The organism is Streptomyces sp. iso_384 (assembly GCF_056172905.1).
The window spans coordinates 6377485-6396964 of record NZ_JBWBTT010000001.1 but is presented as its reverse complement, the minus strand read 5'-3'; the positions used below and the strand labels follow the sequence as shown (position 1 = coordinate 6396964).

The 19480-nt window shown below is 73.2% G+C and carries 13 protein-coding genes; 10 read left to right on the top strand and 3 right to left on the bottom strand.

What is annotated here, in order from left to right; translation table 11 throughout:
• Positions 1 to 54 precede the first annotated feature (54 nt).
• The gene (locus tag AC0VY3_RS28575) at positions 55 to 1647 is read right to left on the bottom strand and encodes an alpha/beta hydrolase (RefSeq protein ID WP_475550913.1); all 1593 of its coding nucleotides are present in this window, start codon (positions 1645 to 1647) and stop codon (positions 55 to 57) included.
• Between the two features lie 141 nt (positions 1648 to 1788).
• Positions 1789 to 4545, bottom strand: coding sequence for a lysylphosphatidylglycerol synthase domain-containing protein (locus tag AC0VY3_RS28570; protein ID WP_475550912.1), 2757 nt, complete (start codon positions 4543 to 4545; stop codon positions 1789 to 1791).
• Positions 4546 to 4766: 221 nt separating this feature from the next.
• Between AC0VY3_RS28570 and AC0VY3_RS28565 the strand changes: the two genes are divergently transcribed.
• The 5 genes from AC0VY3_RS28565 (at position 4767) to nudC (ending at position 14809) form a co-directional block, all read left to right on the top strand.
• Positions 4767 to 5261, top strand: coding sequence for an MGMT family protein (locus tag AC0VY3_RS28565; protein WP_475550911.1), 495 nt, complete (start codon positions 4767 to 4769; stop codon positions 5259 to 5261).
• 227 nt (positions 5262 to 5488) lie between these two features.
• Positions 5489 to 8851 (top strand): ATP-dependent helicase, encoded by a 3363-nt coding sequence (locus AC0VY3_RS28560; protein WP_475550910.1) that lies wholly within the window; start codon positions 5489 to 5491, stop codon positions 8849 to 8851.
• A 54-nt stretch (positions 8852 to 8905) separates the two neighbouring features.
• Positions 8906 to 12382, top strand: coding sequence for a UvrD-helicase domain-containing protein (locus tag AC0VY3_RS28555; protein WP_475550909.1), 3477 nt, complete (start codon positions 8906 to 8908; stop codon positions 12380 to 12382).
• Positions 12383 to 12392: 10 nt separating this feature from the next.
• Positions 12393 to 13790 (top strand): dipeptidase, encoded by a 1398-nt coding sequence (locus tag AC0VY3_RS28550; RefSeq protein ID WP_242741222.1) that lies wholly within the window; start codon positions 12393 to 12395, stop codon positions 13788 to 13790.
• Between the two features lie 62 nt (positions 13791 to 13852).
• Complete coding sequence (nudC, locus tag AC0VY3_RS28545; RefSeq protein WP_242741221.1) at positions 13853 to 14809, top strand: NAD(+) diphosphatase; 957 nt, start codon at positions 13853 to 13855, stop codon at positions 14807 to 14809.
• A gap of 104 nt (positions 14810 to 14913) precedes the next feature.
• Here the strand turns inward: nudC and AC0VY3_RS28540 are convergent, their stop codons facing one another.
• Positions 14914 to 15168, bottom strand: coding sequence for a glutaredoxin domain-containing protein (locus AC0VY3_RS28540; RefSeq protein WP_006127421.1), 255 nt, complete (start codon positions 15166 to 15168; stop codon positions 14914 to 14916).
• A 239-nt stretch (positions 15169 to 15407) separates the two neighbouring features.
• On the opposite strand from AC0VY3_RS28540, the gene AC0VY3_RS28535 reads away from it, so the two are divergent.
• The 5 genes from AC0VY3_RS28535 (at position 15408) to AC0VY3_RS28515 (ending at position 19327) form a co-directional block, all read left to right on the top strand.
• On the top strand, positions 15408 to 17627 hold the full coding sequence (locus AC0VY3_RS28535) for an ATP-dependent DNA helicase UvrD2 (RefSeq protein ID WP_242741220.1): 2220 nt from the start codon (positions 15408 to 15410) through the stop codon (positions 17625 to 17627).
• A gap of 167 nt (positions 17628 to 17794) precedes the next feature.
• Complete coding sequence (locus tag AC0VY3_RS28530; protein ID WP_078611275.1) at positions 17795 to 18124, top strand: hypothetical protein; 330 nt, start codon at positions 17795 to 17797, stop codon at positions 18122 to 18124.
• 176 nt (positions 18125 to 18300) lie between these two features.
• A complete protein-coding gene (locus AC0VY3_RS28525; protein ID WP_006127424.1) occupies positions 18301 to 18669 on the top strand; it encodes a WhiB family transcriptional regulator in 369 nt (122 codons plus the stop codon).
• Positions 18666 to 19025: a hypothetical protein gene (locus AC0VY3_RS28520; protein ID WP_103507863.1), complete on the top strand. Its 360-nt coding sequence runs from the start codon at positions 18666 to 18668 to the stop codon at positions 19023 to 19025. The genes AC0VY3_RS28525 and AC0VY3_RS28520 overlap by 4 nt, the downstream gene beginning before the upstream one ends.
• Positions 19026 to 19123: 98 nt before the next feature.
• Positions 19124 to 19327, top strand: a complete 204-nt coding sequence (locus AC0VY3_RS28515) for a hypothetical protein (protein ID WP_242741219.1) — start codon at positions 19124 to 19126, stop codon at positions 19325 to 19327.
• Positions 19328 to 19480: the final 153 nt, after the last annotated feature.

Genomic DNA, 19480 nt, shown 5'->3' with positions numbered 1-19480 from the left:
GTGGTGTGCGGCCATGCTAACCGCCTTGCGTGGTACGGGAGTCGGGCCCCTGGGTCAGCCGCAGACCGTTCCGGACTCGGGTACCTTCCCGTTCAACAGATAGCCGTCCACCGCCCGTTGCACGCAGGCGTCCTTGCTGTTGTACGCCCCGTGCCCCTCGCCCTTGTAGGTGAGCTCGACGCCGACGACCTTGCCCAGCTTCTCCACCATCGCCTTCGCGCCCGCGTACGGGGTCGCCGGGTCGCCGGTGTTGCCGATGACCAGGATCGGGGCGGCGCCCGGGGCGCTGACGTCCGGGGTCTGCCAGGCGCCCGCGACCGGCCAGCCGGTGCAGCTCATCAGGCCCCAGCCCAGATAGTCCCCGAACAACGGGGACGCCTCGCGGAACGCGGGCAGGGCCGCCTTCGTCTGCTCCAGCGAGAACCGCTGCTTGCTGTCGGCGCAGTTGATGGCGATGTTGGCGGCGTTGGAGTTGTCGTAACGCCCGTCCTCCGAGCGGCCGTTGAGTGAGTCGGCCAGCGCCAGCAGCAGCCCGCCGTTCTTGCCGTCCGCCTCGTCCAGCCCCTGCTCCAGCAGCGGCCAGGTCTCCTTGGAGTAGAGCGCGGACGCGATACCGGTGGTCGCCAGCGTCTGGGTCAGCGCCCGGTCGCCCAGCCCGTCGATGGGCTGCTCCTCCAGCTCGGCCAGCAGATCGGCGATGAACTGCTCGACCTCCTCCTGGGTGGCCCCGGGCAGTGCGCAGTCGTCGCGCTCCGCGCAGTCCTCGGTGAAGTTGTCCAGGGCGAGCTGGAAGCCCTCGGCCTGGCCGAGGGAGGACTGCTCGGCGTTCTTCGTGGGGTCGACCACCGCGTCGAAGACCGCCCGCCCGACCTTGTCCGGGAAGAGGTGGGCGTACACGCCGCCCAGCTCGGTGCCGTACGAGATGCCGAAGTAGTGCAGCTTCTCGTCGCCCAGCACCGTGCGCATCAGGTCCATGTCGCGGGCGGCGTTCGTCGTGCCCACGAAGGGGAGTTCGGCACCGGAGTTCTCCTCGCAGGCCGCGATGTAGTCCTTCTGCCCCTGGACGAACTGCTTCTCCTCCGCCGCGTCGTCCGGGGTGGCGTCCTCCTGGTAGAAGGCGTCCAGCTGGGCATCGTCCGCGCATTGGACCCCCTCGCTGCGGCCCACCCCGCGCGGGTCGAAGCTCACCAGGTCGTAGCGGGTGCGGAGCTTGTCGTACTCGGTGCCGAACGCGGGCAGCGTCGCCACCCCTGACGCCCCGGGCCCGCCGAAGTTGAACACCAGCGAGCCGATCCGCCGCTGCTGGTCCTCGGCCTTCGCCCGCACCAGCGCCAGCTCGATCGTGCGGCCGTCAGGCTTCGCGTAGTCCAGAGGGGCGTCCATGAAGGAGCACTCCCACACCACACCGCCGGGCAGCGGTGACGGCGACTCCCCGCCGCCCTGGGACGTGTTCGGCGGCGGACAGGGGGACCACTCCAGCTTCTGCGAGGCCAGGTCCTCGGCGGTGGCGGTCGGCGAGGCGGTCGAGGCACCGGTGGGCGTCGAGGACCCCTCCCCGTCGCCGTCGTCCGAACAGGCGGCCAGCGGCAGCAGCACGGTGGCGGTGGCGGCGAGGGCGGCGGCACGCAGAGCGGGGGAAGTCCTCATGCCCCCATCGTGCGGTGGGGCGCCGGGGAGCGCGGCCGGGCGCGGTCCATGCGGGTGGCGGCGGGGCCGGTACGGGCGGCCGGCCCCGCCCGCCCGGACCTGGCGGCTACCGCTCGCCCGGCCACCGGATGTGCGTGCGGATCACAGCTCGCCCTTGCGGGTCAGCTGGTTGAAGGCGAGCCACCCCGGCAGCACCGGCAGCCACAGCGTCATCACGCGGTACAGCAGCACCGCCGGAGCCGCGACCTCCTTCGGTAGCCCGACCGCGATCAGGCCCAGCGTCAGAGCGCCCTCGACCGCGCCCATACCGCCCGGCGTCGGGGCGGCCGAGCCGAGCGCGTTCCCGGCGAGGAAGACCACCGCGATGCTCGCGTAGCTCAGCTGCGGCACGTCCGGGCCGCTGAACGCCCTGATCGAGGCGTCCAGGCAGAGCACGAACAGACCGGTCAGCAGCAGCATGCCGCCGATGCCGGTGAGCAGCTTCTGCGGCCGCTGCACCACGTCCAGCATGCGCGGCACGACCCCGGCGAACAGCGAGCGCACCCGGGTCACCACGAACTTCCGCAGGAACGGAATCGCCGTCACCACCAGCACCAGCACCGCGACCGTCAGCAGACCCGCGATCACGGTCCGGGACGGGGTCAGCGAGTCCGGGGTCTTCTCCGTGCCCGTGAGATAGCCGAACAGCGCCAGCAGCATGATGTGGGCGCCAAGACCGAACAGCTGCGAGGCCCCGACGCTCGCCACCGCCAGACCGGGGCGCACCCCGGCCCGCTGGAGGAAGCGGGTGTTCAGCGCCACGCCCCCGACCGCGGCGGGCGCCACGATCTTCACGAACGAGCCGGCCACCTGCGCCTGGACCGTCTTCAGGAACGACACCCGCTCCGGCACGAAGCCCAGGAGGCTCATCGCCGCCGCCACGTAACTCAGCGCCGAGAAGCCGAGGGCGGCCGCCACCCAGCCCCACTCCGCCTGCTCCACGACCGCACCGAAGTCGGCCTGGGTGACCTGCGAGATCAGGAAGTACGCGGCGATGGCGCCGGCGATGAAGCTGAACAGGGTGCGCGGCTTGATGCGCTCCAGACGGACCGGTTCGACCGGGGCCTGCGGGCGGATCAGCAGCACCTGGCGGCGGATCTGGGCGAGCAGATCCTCCTCGCGGGCCTCCTCCAGCGCATCGTCCATGGCGCGCTTCTCGGCCTGCTTCTCGGTCCGCAGCGACTTGCGCTCCGCCTTGGAAGCCGCCTTGCCGTCCGTCCCGGGGGCGGCCAGCTCGGCCCTCGCCTGCTTGGCCGCGTGGGAGGCCTCCAGCACCGCCTCCCGCTCGCGCTGCGAACGCTCGCGGGCGATCCGGCGCAGCGTCGCCCGGGTGGAGCGGCTCAGCGCGATCGGCTGGAGCAGCGGCAGACAGTCCGCCACCGCGTCCGGGCCGAGCACGGCCAGCGCCCCGGTCACCGACCGCTCGGCGCCCACCCGCAGCCCCAGCGTGGTCAGCAGCTGGGCCACGTCCATCCGCAGCACCAGATCACCGGCGGCGATCTCACCGCCGCGCAGATCCGTCACGAACGCCCTGCCGGAACGATCCACCAGGAGGGCGTCACCGGTCAGCCTGCGGTGCGCGATCCGCCGCGACTGGAGGGCCTTCACCTGACGCCAGGCGCTGCGCACCAGATCGTCGGTGATCTCCTCGTCCTCCATCGAGTCCAGCGACCGGCCGCCGATGTGCTCGTAGACGAGCATCACCGCGTCCGGGCCCAGCTCCGACGTGGCGATCAGCTTGGGCGCGTTCGCCCCGGCGGCGATGGCCGCGTACGCGAGCAGCGCCTCCTGCTCCAGCGCCTGGCGCAACGACTGGATGGAGCGCCGCTGGGTGATCCCGCGCAGCGTGAGCCGCCGCCAGGCCCGGTAGTAGAACCCCTGGGCCTGCTGCTCCCGGTCGACGACGGTGACGTCCAGCGGCGGCCCGTCCTCCAGGGTGACCAGATAGCGCCGTCCCCGGTCGCCCTGGTCGGTGCCGTCCTTGTCCGGGGCGTCCTCGGTGCGCATCGCCGCGACCGGGCGGAAGCCCACGTGCCGCAGACCGGCCATCAGGTGCTGGCCGGTGGGGCGGACGTTCGGCGAGCCGACCGCGTACAGCGTTCCGTACGCCACCGTCCAGCCGATCAGCACGGTGAGGATGATCGAGAACGGGGTGGTGTACCCGCCGACGAGCATCGCGAACGCGTCGAGCAGCAGCACCACCCACAGCACCACGCGCCAGCGCGGCCGCCGGGCCATGCCGACCGCCGTCATGTACGCGATGACCGGTGCGAGATAGCCGTGCACCGGGTCGGTCAGCCCGCCGGCCGTCTGCGGCTGGGTCAGCGCGTCCTGGATGGTGCCGGGAGCGGTCCGCGACACCCACAGATCGGTGGCGAGCGTCACCCCGTGGGCGAGCACGGCGGCGAGCACCCCGTCCGCGATCCGCAGCCCGTCGCGTTTGATCAGGCGTTCGATGGCGAAGGCGACCGGCACCAGCAGCACGGCGATGCTGGAGACCAGACCGGCGATCTTGATCAGCAGATCGGGCGCCTGCTCGGTGCCCTTGGAGATGTCGTCCTCGAGACCGGTGGTGGTGCCCTGGGCGAACGCGGCGATCGAGAACAGGACCGCGATCGCGAGCACCCCGATGAGCAGCCGCATCAGGTCGGAGGGGCGGTGCACCCGGGCGGGGAGCAGCGGTTCGTCGCCGGAGACGCGGTCGGTCAGGGCGGCCTCGGCGGAGGCGAGCGTCGAGCCCGCCAGATGTCCGGTGGTGGACGTCGTGGGGCCGTCGGCGCGGGGGGCTCCGGGGGACTCGGGACCGCCCTGCGGGCGCTCCCCGGCATCGGAGGCGTTCGCCGCCTTCGGTGGCTGCACGCCCTGCTCCTTCGTCGCCTCTGGTTCGTCTTCGTGTTCTGGTATCACCGGTCACCGCCCGCATGATGGTGGCACGGCCCGTTGACGGAGGAGGGCATCAGGGTGCATCGCACGGGCGCGGGAAGCGCAACATACGCCCCTTTGCACCCGCACGCACGCTGTGTGCGCGGACGGACACCGTTTCGGCCGGGCTGTCGGTGGCGTACGGCAGGATGGGCCGGATGAGCCAGCACCAGACGGACGGGGGCGGCCCCGGCACCGCCCCGGCCGGCGGCGGTCCGCCGGAGTACGCGGAGCTGCCGGAGTACGCGGAGCGCGTCCTCGACGTGGCCGATCTCATCCCGCCCGGCCGGGTGATGACGTACGGCGACATCGCGGAGTGGCTGGGCGAGGGCGGGCCCCGCCAGGTCGGCCGGGTCATGGCGCTGTACGGATCGGCCGTGCCGTGGTGGCGCGTCGTCCGCGCCGACGGGACGCTGCTGCCCGCCCACGAGCTGAGGGCACTGGACCACTACCGCGCGGAGGGCACCCCGCTGCGCGAGGCGTCGCGCCAGGCGGAGGGGCACATCCCGCGGATCGACATGCGCCGCGCCCGCTGGGACGGGCACGCGCGTGGCGACGGGGGCGGTCCGGGCGCTTCCGCTGACCCGGTCGGTCCCGGCGGTCCGGTCGGTCCCGGCGGTCCGGGCGGTCCGGGCGAGAAAGCTCACACCTGACAGCTTCCGCCATCGGCCCGCCGAGGCGGCGCCCCGACGCGGCAGCGCACGTGACGAGGGACGCAGCGCGGCCGCCGCCTCCCGCGCCGTCGCTGGCGTAGCGTCGTCATCGCGCGGCACGCTCCGCCCCTTCCTCTTCCCCGTCTGCACCGACCCTGATCCTCTTCACCCGTACACCCACGCACACCCACGCACACCCACGCATATCCACAGGACCGGCGATCCACGTGAGTTCCTCCTCCACCCGGCACAGTCCGCACCGTGAGTCACGGCCGCGGACCACGGGTGCGTACCGGCTGGTGCGCACTCCGCCGGGTTCGGTGGATCCTCCTCTGCTGGACGCAGGCCAGCGCGCGGTGGTTGACCACCCGGGCGGCCCGCTGCTGGTCCTCGCCGGCCCCGGCACCGGCAAGACCACCACCCTCGTCGAGTCCGTCGCCGCCCGGGTGAACCGGGGCGCCGACCCGGCCCGCATCCTCGTCCTCACCTTCAGCCGCAAGGCCGCCGTCGAACTGCGGGACCGGATGGCCGCCCGTCTCGGCGCGGCGCGGGGCCCGCAGGCCACCACGTTCCACTCGTACTGCTACGCCCTGGTCCGGGCCCACCAGGACGCCGATCTCTTCGCCGATCCGCTGCGGCTCCTCTCCGGGCCCGAGCAGGACGTCACCGTCCGCGAACTGCTCGCGGGCCAGCTCGACCTGGAGAAGGAGGGCCTGGCCCATGTCCGCTGGCCGGACGAGCTGCGGTCCTGCCTGACCACCCGCGGCTTCGCCGACGAGGTGCGCGCCGTGCTGGCCCGCAGCCGTGAGCTGGGCCTCGGCCCGGACGCGCTGGCCGCCTTCGCCCGCCGCACCGGCCGCCCGGACTGGAGCGCGGCGGCCCAGTTCCTCGCCGAGTACCTCGACATCCTCGACGCCCAGGGCGTCCTGGACTACGCGGAGCTGGTGCACCGCGCGGTGCTGCTCGCCGAGCGCCCGGAGGTGGCGGCGCAGCTCGCGGGGAACTACGACGCGGTGTACGTCGACGAGTACCAGGACACCGACCCCGCCCAGGTGCGCCTGCTGCACGCGCTGGCCGGGAACCGGGGGCGCGGCGAGGACCCGAGCGGCGGGCGGACGCTGATCGCCTTCGGCGACCCCGACCAGTCGATCTACACCTTCCGGGGCGCCGATGTGAACGGCATCCTCGACTTCCCGGACACCTTCCGCCGGGCGGACGGGGGCCCCGCGCCGGTGGGCGTCCTCACCACCTCCCGCCGCTCCGGGGCCGAACTTCTGGCGGCGACCCGGCTGCTCACGCGCCGGATGCCGCTGACCCGGCTGCCCGGCGACACGGTCCGCGCCCACCGCGACCTCCATGCCGTCCGGGACGGCGGCCGCGTCGAGACGTACACCTACCCGACCGCGTCCACGGAGCTGGAGAACATCGCGGACCTGCTGCGCCGCGCCCACCTGGAGGACGGGGTGCCGTGGCAGGAGATGGCCGTGCTGGTACGGGCCGGAGGCCGCTCGCTGCCCGCCGTCCGCCGCGCCCTCACCTCCGCCGGCGTCCCCCTGGAGGTCGACGGCGACGATCTCCCGCTGCGCCACGAACCGGCCGTCGCCCCGCTGCTGACGGCCCTGCGGACGGTGGCGACGGCGGCACTGCGACGCCTCCCCGACCTCCCCGACCTCCCCGACCTCCCCGAGGGAGACCCGGGGGAGGCCGGAGCGCCGTCCTGGCTCGACACCGAGACCGCCCTCACCCTCCTCACCTCCCCGCTCGGCGCCGTGGACGCCGCCGACCTGCGCCGCCTCGGCCGGGCCCTGCGCGACGAGGAACGCGCCGCCGGAATCCGGGTGCCCGCGCCCTCCGACGACCTGCTGGCCCGCGCGCTGGCCGAGCCCGAGCGGCTCGTCACGCACGACCCGGCGTACGCCCACGGAGCGCAGCGCCTCGGCGCGCTCCTGCGCAAGGCCCGCGAGCTCCTCGAAGGCGGCGGCACCGCCGAGGAGGCCCTGTGGATCCTGTGGAACGGCACCCCCTGGCCGGGCAGGCTGGCGCGGGCCGCGCTGCGCGGCGGTGCGGGCGGGCGCAACGCCGACCGTGATCTCGACGCGGTGTGCGCCCTGTTCGACACGGCCGCCCGCGCCGAGGAGCGCACCGGCGGGCGCGGGGCGCTCAACTTCCTGGAAGAGGTCGACGCCCAGGACATCGCCGCCGACACCCTCTCCCGGCGGACCGCCCGCCCCGACGCCGTACGCCTGATGACCGCCCACCGTTCCAAGGGCCTTGAGTGGCGGCTCGTCGTCCTCGCCGGGGTCCAGGAGGGCCTCTGGCCCGACCTGCGCCGCCGGGGCTCGCTCCTGGAGGCGGACCGGATCGGCCGCGACGGACTCGCCGAACCCCTCTCGCCCGGGGCCCTCCTCGCCGAGGAGCGCCGGCTCTTCTACGTCGCCGCCACCCGCGCCCGCGACCGCCTGATCGTCACCGCCGTGAAGGCCCCCGCCGACGACGGCGACCAGCCCTCCCGCTTCCTCACCGAGCTCGGCGTCGAACCCCGCGACGTCACGGGCCGCCCGCGCCGCCCGCTCGCCGTGGCCGCGCTCGTCGCCGAACTGCGCGCTACCACGGTCGACCCGGCAGCCTCCGACGCGCTGCGCGAGGCCGCCGCCCACCGCCTCGCCCGGCTCGCCGCGCTCACCGACGACGAGGGGCAGCCGCTGGTGCCGGCGGCCCACCCGTACCGCTGGTGGGGTCTGGAGGAACCGACCCGCTCCGCCGTCCCGCTGCGCGACCGCGACCAGCCCGTCACCCTCTCCGGCAGCGCGCTGGACCAGCTCGCCAACACCTGCGCCCTCCAGTGGTTCCTGGGCCGCGAGGTGAAGGCCGACGCCCCGGCCACCGCCGCCCAGGGGTTCGGAAACGTCGTCCACGTCCTCGCCGACGAGGTCGCCTCCGGCCGCACGCCCGCCGACCTCGACGTCCTCATGGAACGCCTGGACTCCGTGTGGAACGGCCTCGCCTTCGACGCCCCCTGGAAGTCCGAGCAGGAGAAGGACCAGGCCCGCGCCGCCCTGGAACGCTTCCTGCACTGGCACGTCCTGGACCGCGGCGGCCGCACCCCCACCGCGAGCGAGCACGACTTCGACGTGACTCTGGAGGCGGGCGCGTACGCCGTGCGCATCCGGGGCTCGATGGACCGGGTCGAACAGGACGCCGAGGGCCGGGCGTACGTCGTCGACTTCAAGACCGGCAAGGGCGCGCCCACCAAGGACGAGGTCGCCGCCCACCCCCAGCTCGCCGTCTACCAGCTCGCCGTCCGGGAGGGCGCGGTCGACGAGGTCTTCGACGGAAGGCGCCCCGAGCCGGGCGGCGCCGAACTGGTCCAGCTCCGTCAGCCCGCCCCCAAGAAGGAGGGCGGCGACGCCTTCCCCAAGGTCCAGGCCCAGGAACCGCTGGCGGGGGAGTGGGTCTCCGACCTGCTCGCCACCGCCGCCGGAAAGGTCCTGGACGAACGCTTCACGCCCACCACCGGCGCCCACTGCGCCCACTGCGCCTTCCGCGCCTCGTGCAGCGCACAGCCGGAGGGGCGGCAGGTGGTGGAGTAGCCGTCGCATCCGGTTCGTGCCGGGTTGTCAGTGGCTCCGGTTACCGTTTCTCACGTGTCCCCACGCATCACCGATCCCGAGCAGCTCAAGGAGCTCCTCGGGATCCCGTTCACCCCGGAGCAGACGGCCTGCATCATCGCGCCGCCCGCCCCGCAGGTGATCGTGGCCGGAGCCGGGTCGGGCAAGACCACGGTGATGGCCGCCCGCGTGGTCTGGCTGGTGGGCACCGGACAGGTCGCGCCCGAGCAGGTCCTCGGCCTCACCTTCACCAACAAGGCGGCGGGCGAGCTGGCCGAGCGCGTCCGCAAGGCGCTGATCGCCGCCGGGGTCACCGACCCCGAGGCCATCGACCCGGACAACCCCCCGGGCGAGCCCACCATCTCCACGTACCACGCCTTCGCCGGCCGTCTCCTCACCGAGCACGGCCTGCGCATCGGCCTGGAGCCGACCACACGCCTCCTCGCCGACGCCACCCGCTACCAGCTCGCGGCCAAGGTGCTGCGCGAGGCCCCGGGCCCGTATCCGGCGCTCACCCGCTCCTTCTCCACCCTGGTCAGCGATCTGCTCGCGCTCGACGGGGAGCTGTCCGAACACCTCGTACGCCCGCAGACGCTGGAGACGTACGACACCGAGCTGCTGCACGAACTGGCCACCGCCAAGCTCAGCAACGCCGAGCTGCGCAAGATCCCCGAGACCGCCGAGGCCCGCCGCTCCCTCCTCGGCCTCACCGAGCGCTACCGATCCGCCAAGCGCGGCCGCGACCTCATGGACTTCGGCGACCAGATCGCCCTCTCCGCCGAGCTGGCCCTCACCCGGCCCGAGGTGGGGGCGATCCTGCGCGAGGAGTTCCGGGTCGTCCTCCTCGACGAGTACCAGGACACGTCGGTGGCCCAGCGGCTGCTGCTCTCGGCGCTGTTCGGCAGTGGTACGGAGTCCGGAGCGGGCGGCCACCCGCCTCCCACCGGCCACGCGGTGACCGCCGTGGGCGATCCCTGCCAGGCGATCTACGGCTGGCGCGGCGCGTCCGTCGCCAACCTCGACGACTTCCCCGAGCACTTCCCGCACGCCGACGGCACCCCCGCCACGCGCTACAGCCTCAGCGAGAACCGCCGCAGCGGCGGCCGCCTCCTCCAGCTCGCCAACGGCCTCGCCGCACCGCTGCGCGCGATGCACGAGGGCGTCGAGGCGCTGCGCCCCGCCCCGGGCGCCGAGCGGGACGGCACGGTCCGCTGCGCCCTGCTGAGCACGCACACCGAGGAGATCGACTGGCTCGCCGACTCGCTCGCCCACCTCGTGCGCACCGGCACCCCGCCCGGCGAGATCGCCGTCCTGTGCCGCACCGCAGGGGACTTCCCCGAGATCCAGGCGGCCCTGGTCGCCCGGGACATCCCGGTCGAGGTCGTCGGCCTCGCCGGGCTGCTGCATCTGCCCGAGGTCGCGGACCTGGTCGCCGTCTGCGAGGTCCTCCAGGACCCGGGGGCCAACGCCTCGCTGGTCCGCCTCCTCACCGGACCGCGCTGGCGCATCGGCCCCCGTGACCTCGCGCTGCTCGGCCGCCGTGCCCGCCTCCTCGTGCACCGGGCGGGCCACGCGGACGAGGCCGACGCGGACCAGCGGCTCGCGGACGCCGTCGAGGGCACGGACCCGGCCGAGGTGATATCGCTCGCCGACGCGCTGGACACCTTCCTGGTCGCGGGGGACGAGGGCGACGACGGGCTGCCGTTCTCCGCCGAGGCCCGCGTCCGCTTCGCCCGCCTCGCCCGGGAGCTGCGCGACCTGCGCCGCTCGCTCGCCGACCCCCTGATGGACGTGCTGCACCGGGTCCTGGCCACCACCGGCCTGGAGGTCGAGCTGTCCGCATCCCCACAGGCGCTGGCCGCCCGCCGGCGCGAGACCCTTGCCAACTTCCTGGACACAGCGGCCCGGTTCGCCTCGCTGGACGGCGAGGCGTCGCTGCTCGCCTTCCTCGGCTTCCTGCGGACCGCCGCGCAGTACGAGAAGGGCCTGGACAACGCGCTGCCCGGCGGTGAGAACACCGTCAAGGTCCTCACCGCCCACAAGTCCAAGGGCCTGGAGTGGGACGTCGTCGCCGTGCCCGGACTGGTCACCGGCCAGTTCCCCGGCGACCGCTCCCGGGACGCCTGGACCGCCCAGGCCAAGGTGCTCCCGCACGCCCTGCGCGGCGACGCGGCGACGCTCCCGGCCGTCGACAGCTTCGACGCCAAGGGTCTGAAGGCGTTCAAGGAGGCGATGAAGGAGCACCAGCACACGGAGGAACTGCGCCTCGGCTACGTCACCTTCACGCGCCCCCGCTCCCTGCTCCTCGGCTCCGGCCACTGGTGGGGCCCGTCCCAGAAGCGGACGCGCGGCCCGTCCGCCTTCCTGGACGCGCTGTACGAGCACTGCGCCGCGGGCCACGGCGAGATCGAGGCCTGGGCGGACGAGCCCGCCGAGGACGAGGAGAACCCGGCCCTCGCGGAACGGGACGCCGACCTGGCCTGGCCGCTCCCACTGGACGCCGACGCCCTCGCCCGCCGCCGCGCCGCCCGCGACACGGTGCTGGCCCACCTGGAACGCCTGGCCGTCCGGGGGGACGAGCAGCCACCGGCGTACGCCCCCGGACCCGACGACGTACCGGCGCACGATCCCTGGGACGACGGGCCACCGGTCGACGAGCCCCCGGCCGACGAGGACTGGGACTGGGACGCCCTCCCCACCGAGCGACCTGAGGGCGCCCCGGACACCTCGGCCACGGCCCCGGAGCCCGTACGGGACCCGGCACCGCACATCCCCGCCGCCCGCCACCCGCAGGAAGAACCGGCGGACCACCTCACCCCCGAGGAGGCCCGCACCCTCGCCTCCTGGGACCGGGACCTGGACGCGCTGGCCGGGGAGCTGCGCCGTGCCCGCGCCACCGTGCGCGAGGTCCACATCCCCGCCGCGCTCTCCGCCACCCAGCTGCTCCGCCTGGCCGAGGACCCCGACGCCTTCGCCCAGGAGCTGGCCCGGCCCATGCCCCGTCCGCCCGGTGCCGCCGCCCGCCGGGGCACCCGCTTCCACGCCTGGGTGGAGTCGCGCTACGAGGAGCTGCCGCTGCCCCTGCTCGGCCCCGACGAGCTGCCCGGGGGCGACGAGAACGACACGGAGATCGCCGACGAGCGCGACCTCGCCGAGCTGAAGGAGGCGTTCGAGCGCACCGCGTACGCCCGGCGCACGCCGTACCGCGTGGAGACCCCCTTCCAGATCACCCTGGCGGGCCGGGTGATCCGGGGCCGGATCGACGCGGTGTACCGCACGGGCGACACCTACGAGATCGTCGACTGGAAGACCACCCGCCACCGCACCGCCGACCCGCTCCAGCTCGCCGTCTACCGCCTGGCCTGGGCCGAACTGCACGATCTGCCGCTCGACGCGGTCACCGCCACCTTCCTCTACGTACGCAGCGGGGAGACCGTCCGACCGCGGCGGCTGCCCGGCCGGGCCGAGCTGGAGCGGATCCTGCTGGACGAGCCCGCCCCCGAGGGCGGATAGGCTCAAGAGCATGAGCGAGACCCCGGACAGCGCCGTCCGTACGTACACCGAACAGCACCGTGCAGCCTTCCTCGACGACCTCGCCGAGTGGCTGCGCATCCCGTCCGTATCCGCGCAGCCGGAGCACGCGGGGGACGTACGGCGCAGTGCCGAATGGCTGAGCGCCAAGCTCAAGGAGACCGGCTTCCCGGTCGCCGAGATCTGGGAGACCCCCGGCGCCCCGGCGGTCTTCGCCGAGTGGCCCAGCGAGGACCCCGGCGCCCCGACCGTCCTGGTCTACGGCCACCACGACGTGCAGCCCGCCGCCCGCGAGGACGGCTGGACGACCGACCCGTTCGAGCCGGTGATCCGGGACGGCCGGATGTACGGACGCGGCGCGGCCGACGACAAGGGCCAGGTGTTCTTCCACACCCTCGGCGTCCGCGCCCACCTCGCCGCGACCGGCCGCACCACCCCCGCCGTGAACCTCAAGCTGCTGATCGAGGGCGAGGAGGAGTCCGGCTCGCCGAACTTCCGCGCCCTGGCCGAGCAGCACGCCGACCGGCTCGCCGCCGACGCGGTGATCGTCTCCGACACCGGCATGTGGGACGAGGACACCCCGACCGTCTGCACCGGCATGCGCGGCCTCGCCGAATGCGAGATCCAGCTGTACGGGCCCGCCCAGGACATCCACTCCGGATCGTTCGGCGGCGCCGTCCCCAACCCCGCCACCGAGATCGCCCGCCTGGTCGCCGCCCTGCACGACGCGGACGGCAAGGTCGCGATCCCCGGCTTCTACGACGGGGTCACCGACCTCACCGACACCGAGCGGGCCCTCTTCGCCGAGCTGCCCTTCGACGAGGCCACCTGGCTGCGCACCGCCAAGTCGGGTGCCGCCTCCGGTGAGGCCGGATACTCCACGCTGGAGCGCGTCTGGGCCCGCCCCACCGCCGAGGTCAACGGCATCGGCGGCGGCTACCAGGGCGCCGGCAGCAAGACGATCATCCCCTCCTCCGCCCTGGTGAAGATCAGCTTCCGGCTGGTCGACGGCCAGGACCCCGACCACGTACAGCAGGCCGTCCGGGGCTGGGCCGAGTCCCGTATCCCGGCGGGCATCCGCCACCGGATCACCTTCCAGCCCGCCACCCGCCCCTGCCTGACCCCGCTGGACCACCCCGCCCTCCAGGCCGTGGCCCGCGCGATGGGCCGGGCATTCGGAAGCAAGATCCTCTTCACCCGCGAAGGAGGCTCGGGCCCCGCCGCCGACCTCAGGGACGTGCTCGGCGCCCCCGTCCTCTTCCTCGGCATCTCCGTACCCTCCGACGGCTGGCACGCCCCCGACGAGAAGGTCGAACTGGACCTCCTCCTCAAGGGCGTGGAGACGACCGCCCACCTGTGGGGCGACATGGCCACGGCGCTGGGCCGATGAATCCGGCGCACCTCCACGTACCTCCGCACACCCGATCCACCCAGGGGGAGTAGGAAGCACCTGTGAGCACCTTCGACAACGCCACCGCAGACCGCCCGATCGGCCTCACCGCGCCGAGCGGCATCGACCGCGCGGCACACCACCGCCTCGACGAGGCGTGGCTGGCCGTGGCGTGGAGCCACCCGACGACCCGCGTCTTCGTCGTCTCCGGCGGGCAGGTGCTGATCGACGACACCCCCGACGGGGGCACCGAGATCGTCATGACCCCGGCCTTCGAGGCCCCGGTCACCGAGACCCACCGGTATTTCCTCGGCACCGATGAGGACGGCGTCAGCTACTTCGCGCTCCAGAAGGACTCGCTGCCCGGCCGCATGGACCAGTCGGCCCGGCCCGCCGGACTCCGCGAAGCGGGCCTGCTCCTCGGCCCCCGCGACGCGGGCCTGATGGTGCACGCCGTCGCCCTGGAGAACTGGCAGCGCCTGCACCGCTTCTGCTCCCGCTGCGGCGAGCGCACCGTCATCGCGGCGGCCGGCCACATCCGCCGCTGCCAGGCCTGCGGGGCCGAGCACTACCCGCGCACCGACCCGGCGGTCATCATGCTGGTCACCGACGACCGGGACCGGGCCCTGCTGGGACGCCAGGTGCACTGGCCGGAGGGCCGCTTCTCCACGCTCGCCGGGTTCGTCGAGCCGGGGGAGTCGATCGAGCAGTCCGTGGCCCGCGAGGTGTACGAGGAGGCCGGGATCACCGTCGGCGAGGTCGAGTACATCGCCAGCCAGCCGTGGCCCTTCCCCTCCAGCCTGATGCTCGGCTTCATGGCCCGGGCGACCTCCTTCGACATCAACGTCGACGGCGAGGAGATCGAGGAGGCCCGCTGGTTCTCCCGCGAGGACCTCACCGCAGCCTTCGAGTCCGGCGAGGTCATGCCCCCGTTCGGCATCTCGATCGCGGCCCGCCTGATCGAGCTCTGGTACGGCAAGCCGCTCCCGAGGCCGGGCGCCGTGCGGCGGACCGCCTGAGGTCCGCACCCCCGGACACACGACTGCCCCCGGCGGTGCCGGGGGCAGTCGTACGCGCGACGGGCGGTGGCTCCACGCGACGAACGGTCGGTCTCTCCGCCGGATCAGGCGGCGAGCGCCTGCTTCACCTGGGCGAGAGACGGGTTCGTCATGACCGACTCGGTGCCCGAGGGGGCCACGATCAGCAGCGTCGGGACCGTCTGGTTTCCGCCATTCGCCTTCTCGACGAACGCCGCCGACTCCGGGTCGTGCTCGATGTTGACCTCGTTGTACGCGATGCCCTCGCGGTCCATCTGGCTCTTCAGCCGACGGCAGTAACCGCACCAGGTGGTGCTGTACATCGTCACAGTGCCCGCCATGTCGCTGGCGCTCCTTCGTCTCGTCCGTCCGCTGCGCGGCCGGCAGCGTCACTCGCGGTTCCGGCCACCGTCCGCGGCCGTCCCGCACCATCAAGGAACGTACGGGACGCCGCCACCATTCCCACACCGCCGGTACCGGGCCGGTACCGGACCCCGCACCGCACCGGCCGGTACGACGAATACCTCACCCCTGTGGACAACCGCCGCATCCGCCCCCTGGGACCTGGCAGCATGGCGGGGTGACAGCAGCAACGCACTCCACTCTCTTCCCTCAGGTTCCCGAGACCCCGGACGCCGTGCTCGACGGGCTCGACCCCGAGCAGCGCGAGGTGGCTCTCGCCCTGCACGGACCGGTGTGCGTGCTGGCCGGAGCCGGTACGGGCAAGACCCGCGCGATCACCCACCGCATCGCGTACGGGGTGCGGGCGGGCATCCTCCAGCCGGCCACCGTGCTCGCCGTCACCTTCACCAACCGGGCCGCTGGAGAGATGCGCGGCCGCCTCCGTCAGCTCGGCGCGACCGGCGTCCAGGCGCGGACCTTCCACTCCGCCGCCCTCCGGCAGCTCCAGTATTTCTGGCCGAAAGCAGTCGGTGGCGAACTGCCCCGGCTGCTGGAGCGGAAGGTGCAGCTGGTCGCCGAGTCCGCCGCCCGCTGCCAGCTCCGGCTCGACCGCAACGAGCTGCGGGACGTCACCAGCGAGATCGAGTGGGCCAAGGTCACCCAGACCGTCCCCGCCGACTATCCGGCCGCCGTCGCCAAGACCCAGCGTGACGCCCCCCGCGACCCGGCGGAGCTCTCCCAGATCTACTCCACGTACGAACAGCTCAAGCGCGACCGGTCGGTGATCGACTTCGAGGACGTGCTGCTGCTCACCGTCGGCATCCTCCAGGACCGGAGCGACATCGCCGAGCATGTGCGCGGTCAGTACCAGCACTTCGTCGTCGACGAGTACCAGGACGTGAGCCCGCTCCAGCAGCGGCTGCTCGATCTCTGGGTCGGCGACCGGGAAGACCTCTGCGTCGTCGGCGACGCCAGCCAGACGATCTACTCCTTCACCGGGGCCACCCCCGACCACCTGCTGAACTTCCGCACCCGCCACCCCGGGGCGACCGTGGTCAAGCTGGTGCGCGACTACCGCTCCACCCCCCAGGTCGTCCACCTCGCCAACGGCCTGCTGAGCCACGCCCACGGCAAGGCCGCCGACCACCGTCTGGAGCTGGTCTCGCAGCGCGACAAGGGCCCCGAGCCGGTCTACGCGGAGTATTCCGACGAGCCCACCGAAGCCGAGGGCACCGCCCGGCGCATCCGCGACCTCATCGCCGCAGGCGTGCCGGCCGGCGAGATCGCCGTGCTCTACCGCGTCAACTCCCAGTCCGAGGTCTACGAACAGGCCCTGGCGGACGCCGGGGTGCCCTACCAGCTGCGGGGCGCCGAGCGGTTCTTCGAGCGGGCCGAGGTCCGCGAGGCGGGCACCGCCCTGCGCGGCGCGGCCCGCGCCGGGCGCAACGACTCCCTGCTCGACGGTGCCGAGGACCTGGCCTCCCAGGTGCGGGCGGTCCTCTCCACCAAGGGCTGGACCACCCGGCCGCCCGCCGGATCGGGGGCCGTGCGCGACCGCTGGGAGTCGCTGGCCGCGCTGGTGCGCCTCGCGGAGGACTTCGAGACGGCGAAGCCCGGGGCGACCCTGACCGACCTGGTCCGTGAGCTGGACGAGCGGGCGGCCGCCCAGCACGCCCCGACGGTCCAGGGGGTGACCCTGGCGTCGCTGCACTCCGCGAAGGGCCTGGAGTGGGACGCGGTGTTCCTGGTCGGCCTGACCGAGGGCATGATGCCGATCGCCTACGCCAAGACCGACGAGCAGGTCGAGGAGGAGCGGCGCCTGATGTACGTGGGGATCACTCGCGCCCGCGTCCACCTCTCGCTCTCCTGGGCGCTGTCCCGGTCGCCGGGCGGCCGGGCGAGCCGACGGCCGACCCGCTTCCTGAACGGGCTGCGGCCGGGCTCGGCGGCCTCGGGCGGGCGCGGCGGGGCGGGTGGCGGCGGAGGGATCGACCGGGGCACCGGCCGGGCCGCGACGGCCGGGCGGACCCCGGCCGTCGAGCGCAAACCCCGGAGCCCGGTGCGCTGCCGGGTCTGCGGACGGACGCTCACCGACGCGGGCGAGATGAAGCTGATGCGTTGCGAGGAGTGCCCCTCGGACATGGACGAGGCGCTGTACGAGCGGCTGTACGACTGGCGGGCCGCCCAGGCGGCTCTGCTGGGACAGCCGGACTTCTGCGTGTTCACCGAGAAGACCCTCATGGCCATCGCCGAGGCCGTGCCGTCCACCGAGGGTGAGCTCGTCGTCATCGCCGGCGTCGGCAACCGGAAGTTGAGCCGCTTCGGCACCGACGTTCTGGCCATCTGCGCAGGTGAGACGGTTGATGACGAGTCCGAGCAGGGCGTCGGGGAGACCTGAGAAAAACTCGTCCAGAAAATAGTTTGCGCCCGCACCAGTCGTCACCATAGGTTCTTAACCACGGGAACAGCGACTTCTCTGAAGCCCTGATTCCGTGCTGTACTTATCCGAATACGCAGGACCGGTCCCGGCCGGTCCCCCTGAGACGCCGAGAGGAGGCGATTGAAGTGATCAGCATCATCGAAACCCAGAAAATGACCGATCTCTCGGTCGTCTCCGCCTGCTCGCTCGGCCTCACCCGCTCCTCGGCTGCCTCGCTCCGTGCCACCGGTCTGTCCGGCATCTCTGCCGCCCGTCCGCTGTCCCTGGCGAGCCTCCCCGTGACGCGGGAGCGCAATGAGCGACCGACCGAGGCACCGGCGGCAGCAGTAGCGAAGGCAGCACAGGCTCAGGCCTATGCCTTTGCGGCAGCCGGTGCCGGATTCACGAAGCAGACGCAGCACCACCACGAGATGTGGGCCTTCCGTGGGCCTGAACCCTGGAGTGATCCAGCCTGATCCAGCATCAGGCCGGCGCCTTCAGGGCCGCGGAACCCCACTCGGGATCCGCGGCCCTTTTGTTTTGTCCGAACGGACGAGACGGAACGAAGGAGCCTCGGGACAAGCAGGACCTGGTACCAGAAGCCGCCAACCGGCCAACAGGCCGGCACGACCAGACGAGGACACCACCCACCGTGCACATCGAAACGCACGCCCCGTCAGTACCGCTTTCCACCCCGATCTCGCCGCCCGGCTCCACGGAGGACTCCACCTTGACCCCGCTCACCACGCTCACCGCGCTCGACGACGCCATCGAGAACCTCGGCGTCCCCGTCCCGTGTCGCTCCTACGACCCGGAGGTCTTCTTCGCCGAGTCGCCCGCCGACGTCGAGTACGCCAAGTCCCTCTGCCGTACCTGCCCGCTCGTGGAGGCCTGCCTCGCCGGCGCGAAGGACCGCCGCGAGCCCTGGGGTGTCTGGGGTGGCGAGCTCTTCGTCCAGGGTGTCGTCGTGGCACGCAAGCGTCCCCGTGGCCGTCCGCGCAAGAACCCGGTCGCAGCGTGACCGCGACCTGTGGGGTCCCCGCCCCCACACGCAGACTCCGCCCCGGAACGATCGACCGCCCCCAGACCCATGACCCCCGGAATCAGGCACCAATGATCACCCCCACGAATGAGCCCGTCGGCTCCGCAACCCCCGACGTCACCATCATCGGCGCGAACGACTCGCGTCAGAACAGGACCCGCGAGATGCAACTCATCCCAGAAGCCCTGGCCCGTGCGCATATGCACGACCGCCTGCGGGAGGCCCAGGGGGACCGCCAGTCGGTCCGCCTGATCACCGCCCGCCGGATGCAGCGCCGGGCGGAGCGCGCCTCGCTGCGCGCCCGCCGCGCGCTGGCCATGGCGGTCATGCACTGACCGTGCAGCCATCACCCCACCGCGGGGCCGTCCGGACACGGACGGCCCCGCGGTGCGTTGTGCCGTCACTCGTTCGGTCACGGGGATATCGTCAGGAGGTGGACGAGGAGACCCATCCCCCCGAACAACCCGCCGAGGGACGCGTGGTGTGCGCCCGCTGCGGCACCGCCGCCGAAGGCGAGACGGCCCCTCCGACCTGGCTCTGCTCCGTGGAGGACGGACGCCGCCTCCATTTCTGCGAGGGCTGCGCACGCCTTCACATCCGCGCGATCGAGAGCCGCCTCGACTCACTCTGGTGGTGACAGCGCGCCGGCGACCGCGCCGGCGATCGCGCGCCGATGACAGCGCGCCGATGACCGCGCGCCGGGGACCGCGCGCCGGGGACCGCGCGCCGGGGACCGCGCGCCGGGGACCGCGCGCCGGGGACCACCTGACGGCGGCCGCGCAACGGGGAC

Coding starts and splice junctions, on each gene's coding strand:
- AC0VY3_RS28575 (WP_475550913.1), bottom strand. CDS start 1,647: ATGAGGACTTCCCCCGCTCTGCGTGCCGCCGCCCTCGCCGCCACCGCC.
- AC0VY3_RS28565 (WP_475550911.1), top strand. CDS start 4,767: ATGAGCCAGCACCAGACGGACGGGGGCGGCCCCGGCACCGCCCCGGCC.
- AC0VY3_RS28550 (WP_242741222.1), top strand. CDS start 12,393: ATGAGCGAGACCCCGGACAGCGCCGTCCGTACGTACACCGAACAGCAC.
- AC0VY3_RS28540 (WP_006127421.1), bottom strand. CDS start 15,168: ATGGCGGGCACTGTGACGATGTACAGCACCACCTGGTGCGGTTACTGC.